General features: G+C 62.0%; 8 protein-coding genes. 4 read left to right on the top strand and 4 right to left on the bottom strand.

Annotated elements, in window-relative coordinates:
• Positions 1 to 372 precede the first annotated feature (372 nt).
• Positions 373 to 1,827 carry a hypothetical protein gene (locus tag PG887_RS20690; RefSeq protein WP_202041740.1) on the top strand — a complete coding sequence of 485 codons (1,455 nt, stop codon included), beginning with the start codon at positions 373 to 375 and terminating at the stop codon, positions 1,825 to 1,827.
• Positions 1,828 to 1,852: 25 nt separating this feature from the next.
• On the opposite strand, the gene PG887_RS20685 is transcribed toward PG887_RS20690, so the two are convergent.
• From PG887_RS20685 to PG887_RS20675, 3 genes are read right to left on the bottom strand one after another with little or no spacing between them, the layout of a single operon-like run.
• Complete coding sequence (locus PG887_RS20685; protein WP_103261412.1) at positions 1,853 to 3,268, bottom strand: efflux transporter outer membrane subunit; 1,416 nt, start codon at positions 3,266 to 3,268, stop codon at positions 1,853 to 1,855.
• Positions 3,261 to 6,410: an efflux RND transporter permease subunit gene (locus tag PG887_RS20680; protein ID WP_270822804.1), complete on the bottom strand. Its 3,150-nt coding sequence runs from the start codon at positions 6,408 to 6,410 to the stop codon at positions 3,261 to 3,263. Before PG887_RS20680 ends, PG887_RS20685 begins: the two co-directional genes overlap by 8 nt.
• A 17-nt stretch (positions 6,411 to 6,427) precedes the next feature.
• Positions 6,428 to 7,609 (bottom strand): efflux RND transporter periplasmic adaptor subunit, encoded by a 1,182-nt coding sequence (locus PG887_RS20675; protein WP_104453166.1) that lies wholly within the window; start codon positions 7,607 to 7,609, stop codon positions 6,428 to 6,430.
• Between the two features lie 154 nt (positions 7,610 to 7,763).
• Between PG887_RS20675 and PG887_RS20670 the strand changes: the two genes are divergently transcribed.
• The 3 genes from PG887_RS20670 (at position 7,764) to PG887_RS20660 (ending at position 10,400) form a co-directional block, all read left to right on the top strand.
• Positions 7,764 to 8,399, top strand: coding sequence for a TetR family transcriptional regulator (locus tag PG887_RS20670; protein ID WP_045524073.1), 636 nt, complete (start codon positions 7,764 to 7,766; stop codon positions 8,397 to 8,399).
• 93 nt (positions 8,400 to 8,492) lie between these two features.
• Positions 8,493 to 9,056: a class I SAM-dependent methyltransferase gene (locus PG887_RS20665; RefSeq protein ID WP_270822801.1), complete on the top strand. Its 564-nt coding sequence runs from the start codon at positions 8,493 to 8,495 to the stop codon at positions 9,054 to 9,056.
• 168 nt (positions 9,057 to 9,224) lie between these two features.
• Entirely contained in the window at positions 9,225 to 10,400 is a 1,176-nt protein-coding gene (locus PG887_RS20660) for a dicarboxylate/amino acid:cation symporter (RefSeq protein ID WP_270822800.1), read from the top strand.
• Between the two features lie 63 nt (positions 10,401 to 10,463).
• Here PG887_RS20660 and tesB read toward each other — a convergent pair whose 3' ends face one another.
• The gene (gene tesB / locus PG887_RS20655; protein ID WP_103260450.1) at positions 10,464 to 11,327 is read right to left on the bottom strand and encodes an acyl-CoA thioesterase II; all 864 of its coding nucleotides are present in this window, start codon (positions 11,325 to 11,327) and stop codon (positions 10,464 to 10,466) included.
• Positions 11,328 to 11,521 lie beyond the last annotated feature (194 nt).

Here is an 11,521-nt window from a genome sequence, read left to right as displayed (position 1 = left end):
TGGATACCGTGTCTCCTTTCCCGGGGAATGGCTATGGTACAGCGAAGGTGTAGCACTATTGGGATCAGTTATTTAGCCGCAGCCAAAGGGACACGGCTCGTTGCGGCCAATCTTGATGGGTACCACCACTGGTGTTCGCTACGTTGTGCCAGAAAGTGGGCATGAAGGATACGAGCAGCAAATCGGGCCTTGGTGGCTTGCTCTTGCAGGTGTTCATTGCTGAGCGCCTCCAGCGACGTAGACATGGTTTCTTAACCATGTGTTCTTTATGGTCTCTGTCATCCGGGGGATGTCGCTCCAATGGATAGGCATCTATATCGGTCTCAGGCACAATGTTCGATTAGATAGACCTGATAATGGGTAGTTCAGCTGATGGCACGAATATTAACCAAAGCGCAATTGAGTAAACTGGAAAGCAAAAGCCAAGCCGAGCTGTTGGCTATCGTGCTTGACCTGGCAACGCATCTTCCCCTCGCAAAAAAGCACCTGATTAACCAGTACCTTACTGCTGAGGATGCCTTATTGGCATTGGCAAAAAAAGAGTATAGCAAGCTCACTCGTCGCCCCCCTTCCTGGGATTATAAGGAGGTGGATGCCTTCTTCGATACCTTGCAAAATCAGTTTATTCCGTTGCTGGCCAAGGGGATCGTCGCCTCTCCAAGGGAGGGAGAACTCTTCGCCCTCGAGTTGCTGGCGAATGCCAGAGCCTTGTATGAAAAGATGGATACATCCAGTGGCAGCTGGGAGGACTACCATCTTGCGCTGGTCGAACAGTGGTTGATGGCGATCGCTGCTCAACGAGAGTCTGTCCCCCCAGAGGTGCTGGCTCGTCGATTGCGTGACGGATTGTCAGACATTGATCCATCGATCAGCATTACTTGCCTGTTTGATTACCGTGATGTGCTCGGCTCCCCAGTGATGCGAGCCTTGCGCGATAACTATGCGGCGGCAGGTCTATTGCCAGAGGCGTTGGGGTTGAGCTTTGAGTTGCGTGATATTGCATTCTTTGACTCGGTGCAACAGGCTGGTCTCTTTAGCCACCCCCGTCAGCAGATTGACTATGCCAGACTGCTGACCGACGAATTACGCGCCGATCAAGCCATCGCGGTATTAGAGGCAATGGACTCGGCTCTGTTGCAGCGCCACCGCCAATTGAACCTGTGGCATCAAGTGTTGATCCGGGCCTATCTGGAAGAGGGACGCCGAGCTGACGCTCATACTCAGGCATTACACGCGTTTGCTAGCACACGGGCAAACTCGTTTTTTGCGAGTTATTGCCAAAGTGGAGATGAGCCTAGAGAAGTAGCATTAGGCCAGTTTGTTGCCATTGCCGAATCATGGGGGCTACGCGAGGTCTTGTTGCTGTTGGAGGAGGTTGATGCATGGCCACAACTGGCACAACGGCTTGAGCAATGTACAGATGCAGACTTGCAGGAGGATCTCTCACTCCTTGCTGGTTCAACCGTACGAACCTGGTCGAGCCGCCTCTATCAGCAGGGATTTATCGTGGTGGCAGTGCGGCTACGTCGTCAATTGGTGGCCAATGTCGTTAATCAGGGCAAGAGCACCTACTACACGGGGGCAGCCTCGGATCTGAAAAAGAGCCTGGATTATCAGGCGGCCTTAAAGGTAGAACAAGAGGATGGAGAGAGACCTCTCTGTTCGCCACAGGAGTATTTGAATCAGCTTTATCAGCAGCACAAACGCAAGAGCAGCTTTTGGGAGGCGGTTCGTCAAAAGCTACCGGCCATTACCATGTCGGCGAGCGGTGTGCAGTATCAGGCCGAGAATAAAAAAAACGGGGCGAACCTAGTGGTTCGCCCCTGATGCTTTTTACGTCAACCTTGAGGGGTCAACCCTGTTTGTCTGATGCCGGCTCTGCGTCCTTCGGCGCCTGCCAGCCGCCACCGACGGCCTTGTAGAGGGCGACCTGGTTACTCAGCTGGGCGAGCCGGGTGCTGATGAGCCCCTGCTTGGCGCTGAACAGGGAGCGCTGGGCATCGAGGCGGGTCAGGTAGCTGTCCACCCCTTGCTCGTAACGCACCTCCGCCAGCCTGAAGTAGGTCTGGTTGGCATCCACCAGTGCCTGTTGCGCCTGCAGTTGCTGCGCGTAGTCCGCCTGGGCACCGAGGGTGTCCGCAACCTCCTTGAAGGCGGTCTGGATGCTCTTCTCGTAGCTGGCCACCGCCTGCCTGGTCCCCACCTCGGCCACGTCCAGATCCGCAACGCGCTTGCCGCCATCGAAGATGGGCAGATTGATCTGGGGCATGAAGGTCCAGGTGCCGGTGCCGCCGTCAAACAGACCGCTCAGCTGGTTGCTGGCGGTGCCCGCCGTCGCGGTGAGCGAGATGGTCGGGAAGAAGGCGGCGCGGGCCGCCCCTATGTTGGCGTTGGCCGCCTTCAGGTTGTGCTCCGCCGCCAGGATGTCCGGGCGTTGCTGCAACAGGCTGGAGGGAGCCCCCACCGGGATCGGCGCCAGTTTCACCTCGGCCAGGGTGGCCGGTTGTGCCGCCAGCACCGGGATATCGGTGCCAAGCAGCAGGGCCAGACCGTTTCTGTCCTGCTTCACCAGACGCTGGTATTGCGCCTGGCTGACCTTGGCGTTTTCCAGTGCCGTGCGCCCCTGGGCCAGCTCCATCTCGGAGGCGGCGCCCAGGCGGTATTTGTGCTCGGTCAGGGCATAGCTCTCCTGCTCGGTGGCGAGGGTCGCCTGGCTCAGGGCCAGCAACTCCTGATCCGCCAGCAGGGTGAAGTAGGCATTGGCCACCGAGGCCACCAGCGCAATCTGGGTGCTGCGCTGGGTCTCGATTTGCGCCAGATAGGTCTCAAGGGCCTGATCTTTCAGGCTCTGGATCCGGCCAAACAGATCCAGCTCATAGGCGGTGATGCCGATGTTGGCGCCGTACTGGCTGCTGATGGTGCCCTGCCCCGTACTACTGAGATCATCGGATCCCTGCTGGCGGGTGCCGCTGCCACTGGCGGCCAGGGTCGGCAACTGGGCCGCCCGCTGGATACGGTATTTCGCCTCGTAGGCCTCGACGTTGAGGGCTGCCAGGCGCAGATCCCGGTTGCTCTCAAGGGCGGTGCCGATCAGCGTCTGCAGGGCCGGGTCCTGGAACTGCTGGCGCCAGGGGGCAAGTTCCCCCTTGGCGGCCAGGTCAGCTTGCCAGGAGGCGCCTTGGGGCAGCTCGGGGCGCTGGTAGTCGGGGGCCATGGAGCAGCCCCCCAGCATCAGGGTCACGCCCAGGGCGATCAGGGTCTTAGTCATGGTTGATCTCCTTGGTGTGGACACTCTCTTCCCCGGCATGCTTGCGTTCGGTGAAATAGCGCATCACCAGCACAAAGAACAGCGGCACGAAGAAGATGGCGAGCACGGTGGCACTGATCATCCCCCCCATCACGCCGGTCCCGATGGCGTTTCGGCTGCTGGCGCCCGCCCCGGTGCTGATCACCAGGGGCAGTACCCCCAGGATGAAGGCGAGCGAGGTCATCAGGATGGGGCGCAGGCGCTGACGCGAGGCCTCCACCACCGCATCCCCGAGCCTCATCCCCTTGTCGTGCAGCTCCTTGGCGAACTCGACGATGAGGATGGCGTTCTTGGCCGACAGCCCGATCGTGGTGAGCAGGCCTACCTGGAAGTAGACGTCATTCTCAAGCCCGCGCAGGGTCGCGGCCAAAATGGCCCCCAGCACCCCGAGCGGCACCACCAGCATGACCGAGAACGGAATGCTCCAGCTCTCGTAGAGGGCGGCCAGACAGAGGAAGACCACCAGGAGCGAGATGGCGTACAGGGCCGGCGCCTGGGAGCCTGCCTGACGCTCCTGGAAGGAGAGACCGGTCCACTCGATGCCGATCCCTTCCGGCAACTGCTTCACCATCTCCTCGATGGCCGCCATGGCATCACCCGTACTCTTGCCAGGGGCCGCCTCACCGACGATCTCCATGGCGGAGACACCGTTGTAGCGCTCAAGACGGGGCGAGCCGAAGCTCCACTCCGTGCTGGCAAAGGCGGAGAAGGGCACCATCTGGCCCGCGCTGTTGCGCACGTACCACAGCTTCAGATCTTCCGGGTTCATCCGGAAAGGGGCATCCGCCTGCAGATAGACCTTCTTGACCCGGCCTCTGTCGACGAAGTCGTTCACATAGGAGGAGCCCCAGGCAGCCGACAGGGTGTTGTTGATGTCGGTGATGGAGAGCCCCTGGGCCAGCGCCTTCTCGTAATCGATCTTGATGTCGAGCTGGGGCGTGTCTTCCATCCCGTTCGGGCGTACCCGCACCAGGTTGGGATCCTGCGCCGCCATGCCGAGCAACTGGTTGCGCGCCTGCATCAGCTTCTCGTGACCCAGACCGCCGCGGTCTTGCAGGAAGAAGTCGAAGCCGGTGGCCGTGCCGAGTTCCGGAATGGGGGGCAGGTTGAAGGCGAAGACCTGGGCTTCCTTGATGCTGAACAGGAACCCCATGGCGCGGCCGATGATGGCATTGGCGCTGCGATCTTCTCCCTTGCGCTCGCTCCAGTCCTTGAGCTTGATGAAGGCCATGCCGCTGTTCTGACCGCTACCGGCGAAGCTGAAGCCCGCCACCGTCAGCACGGAGTCCACGTTCTCCTTCTCGTTCTCGAGGAAGTAGTCGCGCATCTCCCCGAGCACCACCTCGGTCCGCTCCTTGGTCGCCCCCACCGGGAGCTGCACCATGGACATGATGACCCCCTGATCCTCTTCCGGCAGGAAGGAGGTGGGCATGCGCATGAAGAGCACCGCCAGCACCGCCAGCATGGCCAGATAGATGATGCCGTAGCGGGTGCCCTGCTTGATCACCTTGCGCACGCCGTTCTGGTAACGGTTGGCGTTGGTGTCGAAGAAGCGGTTGAACCAGCCGAAGAAACCGCGCTGGGCGCCGAATTCACCGTGCTTCATGGGTTTGAGCAGGGTGGCGCACAGGGCCGGGGTCAGGATCAGGGCCACCAGCACCGAGAGCACCATGGCCGAGACGATGGTGAGGGAGAACTGGCGATAGATGGCACCGGTAGAGCCACCGAAGAAAGCCATGGGCACGAACACCGCCGACAGCACCAGAGCGATGCCCACCAGGGCGCCGGTGATCTGGGTCATGGACTTGCGGGTCGCCTCGAGGGGGGAGAGATCCTCCTCGCTCATCAGACGCTCCACGTTCTCCACCACCACGATGGCGTCATCCACCAAGAGGCCAATGGCGAGCACCAGACCGAACATGGTCAGGGTGTTGATGGAGAAGCCGAAGGCCGCCATCACCCCGAAGGTGCCGAGCAGGACCACGGGCACCGCGATGGTCGGAATCAGGGTTGCCCGGAAGTTCTGCAAGAACAGATACATGACGCAGAAGACCAGGAAGATCGCCTCGATCAGGGTCTGCACCACCTCCTCGATGGAGATCTTCACGAACGGCGTGGTGTCGTAGGGATAGACGATCTCCATGTTGGCCGGGAAGTACTCGGAGAGTTCACCCAGCTTGGTCCGCACGTGCTCGGCGGTGTCCAGGGCGTTGGCACCGGTCGCCAGCTTGATGGCGACGGCGGCGGTGGCCTGGCCGTTGTAGAGCGCGGTCGCGTCGTAGTTTTCACCGGCAAGTTCGACCCGGGCCACGTCCTTGAGCTGGACCTTGGATCCGTCCTGGTTCACCCGCAGCAGGATGTTGTTGAACTCCTCCACGGTGGAGAGCCGGGTCTGGCCCATGATGGTGGCGGTAAATTGCTGATCGCTCACCGCAGGGGTCCCCCCCAGCTTGCCGAAGGCAACCTGGGCGTTCTGGGCCTTGATGGCGGCCTGAATGTCGGCCGGGGTCATCTGCACCCGGTTGAGCTTGTGGGGATCGAGCCAGACGCGCATGGAGTACTGGCTGCCGAACAAGGTGATGTCACCGACCCCATCCAGACGGCTCAGGGGCTCCTTGATGTTGGCTACCACATAGTCCGCCAGGTCATCGTTGGTCATGGCGCCATCGGTGGAGATGAAGGCGGCCACCATCAGGAAGCTGCTGGAGGTCTTCTGGACCCGCACGCCCTGTTGCTGCACCTCTTGGGGCAGGAGCGACATGGCCTGTTGCAGCTTGTTTTGCACCTGCACCTGGGCGATGTCGGGATCCGTGCCCGGCTTGAAGGTGAGGGTCACGCTGACGTTCCCTGACGAGCCGGATTGCGCCGACATGTAGAGCAGGTGATCCAGCCCGGTCATGTTCTGCTCGATGATCTGGGTCACCGAGTCTTCCACCGTCTTGGCGGAGGCCCCCGGGTAGCTGGCGGAGATGCCAACCGCCGGCGGGGCGATGGTCGGGTACTGGGCCACCGGCAGGCCGATGATGGCCATGGCCCCGGCCAGCATGATCACCAAGGCGATCACCCAGGCGAAAATGGGTCTATCTATGAAAAAACGTGCCATGAGGCGACTACTCCATCCTACTGCTTGGTTGCCGGGGTCTGTTGTGCGCTGTTACCGGCACGTTCAGTGGGCGCCACCACGACCCCGGGTTTGACTTTCTGCAGACCGGCGACGATCACCTTCTCGCCAGCCTTGAGACCGGACTCCACCACCCAGCTGTCGCCGGACATGCGGCCGACCTGCACTTCACGCAGTTCCACCTTGTTGTCCGCCGTCACCACCATGACGGTGGCACCGCCCTTGGGGGTACGGGTCACGGCAGTCTGGGGCACCAGCAGGCCTTGCGGGCGCTCGCCCTCCTGCAAGGTGGCGCGCATGAACATGCCGGGCAGCAGCAGTTGATCCGGGTTGGGCACGATCACCCGCAGGGTCACCATGCCGGTCGCCTCGTCCACGGTCACGTCGGAGAACTGGAGGGCTCCTTTCTCGCCATACTGGCTGCCATCTTCCAGCTGGAAGCTGACACCGGCCCCGTCCTTCTCCCCCTGGGTCAGCTTGCCCTCGGCCACCAGGCGCTTGAGGCGCAGCAGGTCGGCGGTGGACTGGCGCACGTCCACGTACATGGGATCGAGCTGGGAGATGGAGGTGAGGCTGTCCGCCTGCTGGGCGGTGACCAGGGCACCCTCGGTCACCGCCGACTTGCCGATGCGGCCGCTGATGGGGGCCGTGATGCGGGTGTAGGCCAGGTTGATGTTGGCGGTCTGCAATGCGGCCTTGGCGGCCCCGATCTCGGCCAGCTGCTGTTTCCAGGCCGCGTCGGCGTCGTCATACTCCTGGCTGCTGATGGCTTTCACCTTCACCAGCTCGGCGTAGCGCTGGGCCTTGAGGCGGGCGCTGCGCTCGTTGGCCTCGGCCTTGGCGAGGTTGGCCTTGGCGGAAGCCACTTCGGCCTGATAGACGGCGGGATCAATCTGATAGAGCAGCTGACCGGCCTTGACGTCGCTCCCCTCGGTGAACAGGCGCTTGAGGATGATGCCGTTCACCTGGGGACGCACCTCGGCCACCCGCAGGGGGGCAGTGCGGCCGGTGAGCTCGGACAACAGTTGCAGGGGGGCCGTATGGAGGGTGACCACGTCCACGGCGGCGGGAGGCATCTCCCCCATGGCCTGCTGGGCCCCGTCCTTGTCACCACAGCCAGCCAGCAGGCTGCTTGCCAGCAAGGCAAGGCCGACCGAACGTGCGAGAATATGTTTATGCATCAAGTCTCTGAACCTCAGTTTCAATCAAAAAGAAGTGACAAAACCACAGGGTTTATAAGGCCCCTGTTGGTAAAACGGCGAAGATGAGGCAATATACATACATTCATGAATGTATGTAAGAAACTTTTTTCACTTTTAAACAGGACCGGAGTCAATGGCCAGACGCACCAAAGAAGAGGCGCAGCAAACCCGCTGCAACATCATGAGCACGGCCCTGGATCTCTTCTGCCAACAGGGGCTGGCACGCACCAGCCTGACCGATATCGCCAAGGCGACGGACCTCACCCGGGGCGCCATCTACTGGCACTTCAAGAATAAAGAAGAGCTGTTCGTCACCCTGTGGGAGGAGCTGTGTGCCCCCCTCTCCCACCAGCTCGATGCCTGCGTCGACGAGGCGGAGCCGGATCCCCTGGGCAAGCTGCGCAGCTTTCTCAAAGAGGTGATGCTCAAGATCAGCACCGAGCCCGCCCACCAGCAGATGTTCACCATCATGTTCAATCTGGAATCCATGGAGGGAGAGGCCGCCGTCATGCGCGAGCACATGCACCTGCAATCCATGAATTTCTTCCGGGATCTGGAGATCACCCTGGCCAATGCCGTGCACCGCGGCCAACTGCCCGAGGGGCTGGATCTGCGCCGCGCCGCCACCCTGCTCCACTGCACTCTGGACGGCTACATCATCAACTGGCTGCACTTCCCGGATCGCATCGATCTGATTGAGGAGTCGGACTTCCTCCTCGATACCCTGTTCACCCTCATCGCGAGCCCCACCCTTCGCCGCCACCCCTGAGTCTGCAAGACGCGCCGCCCCCGCCAATGCTCAACAGCCGGGGGCAAACCTGCTAGAGTAACGCCCCCCCCCACCACGATGAGCCCGACACCCTTGCCACACGCCCCCGCGCCGGCGCACGACGCTGCCCCTCGCCCCGCCCTCGTGGCAGGCGCCCATGCCCCCTTCCTGGCCCTGCTGGGCAACGGCCGTCATCTGCTGGAGGCCGGTTGCGGGGCAGGAGAGGATCTGCGCCTCTTTCGCCAGCAAGGCCTCACCGTGACCGCCTTCGATGCGAGCCGGGCGCAGGCCGCTGCCGCCTCGCGCCTGTGCGGCCAGCCGGTGCGAGTCTGCCGCGTCGAGCAGATGCAAAGCGTCGTTCCCTATGACGGCATCTGGGCCAGCGGCTCCCTCCCCTGTCTGCCCGAGCACGAGATAGCCCCGGCGCTCGGTCATCTGGCCACCCTGCTCAAGGCCGGGGGCCCCCTCTACGCCTCCTTCCCCCTCGGGAAGGGCGAACCGCTGCCACGGTCGGGGGAATATCCCCTGCAGACCCGGCTCTACGAGGCGGGGCTGCGACGCCTGATCGCTCCCCTCCCCTTCACCCTGCACCATGGCTGGGTGGGGAAAGATGAAGTGAACGGCCCCTGGCTGCACGCCTTGCTGGTGCGGCGCTGATCCGCGAAAGCCCCCGAGGGCAGTGACACCTCACGGCATTCAGACCGTTAACAATATTTAACCCTGAGTTAACCACCATAAAGCAGACAAGATGCGGTGCTTGTGTTAAAAAGCGGCATTAAAATCAAAATTAAATAACAAATCAGACACCAACACCTGGATTCCCCCATGAAACTCGTTCTCAATCTGGTTGCCGGTATCCTCGCCGGCCTGCTGCTCGGTCTCTATGCCCCCGAATGGGTCGCCCGCGTGCTGTTCACCGCCAAGACGGTGATAGGCCAGCTCATCACCTTCACCATCCCGCTCATCATCCTCTTCTTCATCATGAGCGGCATCGCCAGCCTGCCGAAGAACTCCGGCAAGCTGCTGGGCAAGACGGTGGGGCTCTCCTACTGCTCCACCATACTGGCGGGCCTGTTCGCCTTCACCGTGGCGAGCCACCTGATCCCGCACCTGACCACGGCCGCCGAGCCCACCGCCGAGGCAGCCACCAAGCTCGCTTCCTACATCAACCTCGAGATCCCGCCCCTGTTCGGGGTGATGTCGGCCCTGGCCGCCGCCTTCGTGTTCGGCATCGGCATCAGCGCCACCCAGGCCACCGACCTGCGCCGGGTCGCCGATCAGGGCCGTGACATCATCGACCGCCTGCTGGCACGCGTGATCATTCCCCTGCTCCCCTTCTACATCGCCGGCGTCTTCGTCGAGATGACGGTGGAAGGCACCGTCTTCGCCACCCTCAAGACCTTCGGGGTAGTGCTGGTGATGGCCATCGTCATGCACTGGATCTGGCTCTGCGTCCTGTTCGTCGGCACCTGCCTCGCTCAGGGGCGCTCCCCCGTCATGCTCATCAAGAACATGCTGCCCGCCTACTTCACCGCCCTTGGCACCATGTCCAGCGCCGCCACCATTCCGGTGGCCCTGCAAGCCAGCAAGCGCAACGGCGTGAGCGACGGCATCGCCAACTTCACCGTGCCCCTGTGCGCCACCATCCACCTGTGCGGCTCCACCATCACCCTGGTGACCTGCGCCACGGCGGTGATGTTCCTCTCCGAACACCTGGCCATTCCGGGCTACGGCACCATGGTGCCCTTCATCATGATGCTGGGCGTCATCATGATTGCCGCGCCGGGCGCACCGGGTGGCGGTGTCATGTCCGCGCTCGGCCTGCTCACTTCCATGCTCGGCTTCGGTGAGGCCTCCATCGCCCTGATGATCGCCCTCTACCTGGCTCAGGACAGCTTCGGCACCGCCTGCAACGTCACCGGTGACGGCGTCATCGCCCTGTGGGCCGACCGCTTCGCCCGGGGCGAGCCAGCACTCAGCACCGAGCAGGACGCAGCCTGATAGCGCAGGCAATAAAAAACGGGAGCCATCGGCTCCCGTTTTTCGTTGGCGCAAGGGGGCGTCTCAGCCCCGGCGGCGGATCACCCCTTCCTGCATGGTGCTCGCCACCAATACCCCATCCCGGGTGAAGAACTGGCCGCGCACCAGACCCCGACCGCCGCTGGCGCTCGGGCTGTCCACCACGTAGAGCAGCCAGTCGTCCAGCCGGAACTCCCGGTGGAACCACATGGAGTGATCGATGGTGGCCACCTGCATGTCCGGCTCCCAGTAGGAGACCCCGTGGGGCTGCAGGGCGGCGAACAGGAAGTGGAAGTCAGAGGCATAGGCCAGCAGGTAGTTGTGGACCCGCTGATCGTCCGGCACCGGGCCATTGGCCTTGAACCAGGTGTAGCGAAGGGGCTCGTGAACATCCGGGCGAATAGGGTCCACCAGGGTCACGGGGCGAATTTCGATGGGCTTCTCGCACAGGATCTTGTCCCGCAGGGCCGCCGGGATCATCTGCTCGTAGGGACGCACCAGCTCCAGCTCGCTCTTGAGCTGCTCGGGGGGCGTGATGCCGGCCGGCATCTTCGTCTGATGCTCGAAGCCCTCGGCCTCCACCTGGAAGGAGGCGTTGAGGTAGAAGATGGGCTTGCCATTCTGGATGGCCTTGACCCGGCGGGTGGAGACGGTCTGGCCGTCGCGGATGTTCTCCACGTCGTAGACGATGGGCTTGTTGGCATCCCCGGGGCGCAGGAAGTAGGAGTGGAAACTGTGGACCTGGCGGTCGCTTGCCACCGTCTGCTTGGCGGCTGACAAGGCCTGCCCCATCACCTGTCCGCCAAACACGGATCGCAATCCGAGATCCTGGCTCTGGCCCCGAAACAGGCCCTCCTCGATCTTCTCGAGCGCCAGCAACGCCAGCAGCTCATCCAGTACCTTGCTCATTGGTTTCTCCTATATCAATGCCGCAGATGCTAGGGAAGGTGCGAATAAGCGGGGAAATTCTTCTCGGCTGACTCAGTCATTTCATTTCTTCATGTTTTAGCCGATTTTTTCTCCCGCAAATGCCTTGAATCAGCCTATTTAGACCGTTTCTTCGCCATTTAAGGCGTTATTCCCAGTTTTTAGTGAGATCTCTC

This window comes from Aeromonas sp. QDB14 (assembly GCF_027707845.1).
GTDB lineage: Bacteria > Pseudomonadota > Gammaproteobacteria > Enterobacterales > Aeromonadaceae > Aeromonas > Aeromonas caviae.
This window is presented reverse-complemented; position numbering and strand designations above follow the sequence as displayed.

Excerpts from the sequence above, each read along its gene's own strand:
- PG887_RS20690 (WP_202041740.1), top strand. The coding sequence starts at position 373 with ATGGCACGAATATTAACCAAAGCGCAATTGAGTAAACTGGAAAGCAAA.
- PG887_RS20685 (WP_103261412.1), bottom strand. The coding sequence starts at position 3,268 with ATGACTAAGACCCTGATCGCCCTGGGCGTGACCCTGATGCTGGGGGGC.
- PG887_RS20680 (WP_270822804.1), bottom strand. The coding sequence starts at position 6,410 with ATGGCACGTTTTTTCATAGATAGACCCATTTTCGCCTGGGTGATCGCC.
- PG887_RS20675 (WP_104453166.1), bottom strand. The coding sequence starts at position 7,609 with ATGCATAAACATATTCTCGCACGTTCGGTCGGCCTTGCCTTGCTGGCA.
- PG887_RS20670 (WP_045524073.1), top strand. The coding sequence starts at position 7,764 with ATGGCCAGACGCACCAAAGAAGAGGCGCAGCAAACCCGCTGCAACATC.
- PG887_RS20660 (WP_270822800.1), top strand. The coding sequence starts at position 9,225 with ATGAAACTCGTTCTCAATCTGGTTGCCGGTATCCTCGCCGGCCTGCTG.
- tesB (WP_103260450.1), bottom strand. The coding sequence starts at position 11,327 with ATGAGCAAGGTACTGGATGAGCTGCTGGCGTTGCTGGCGCTCGAGAAG.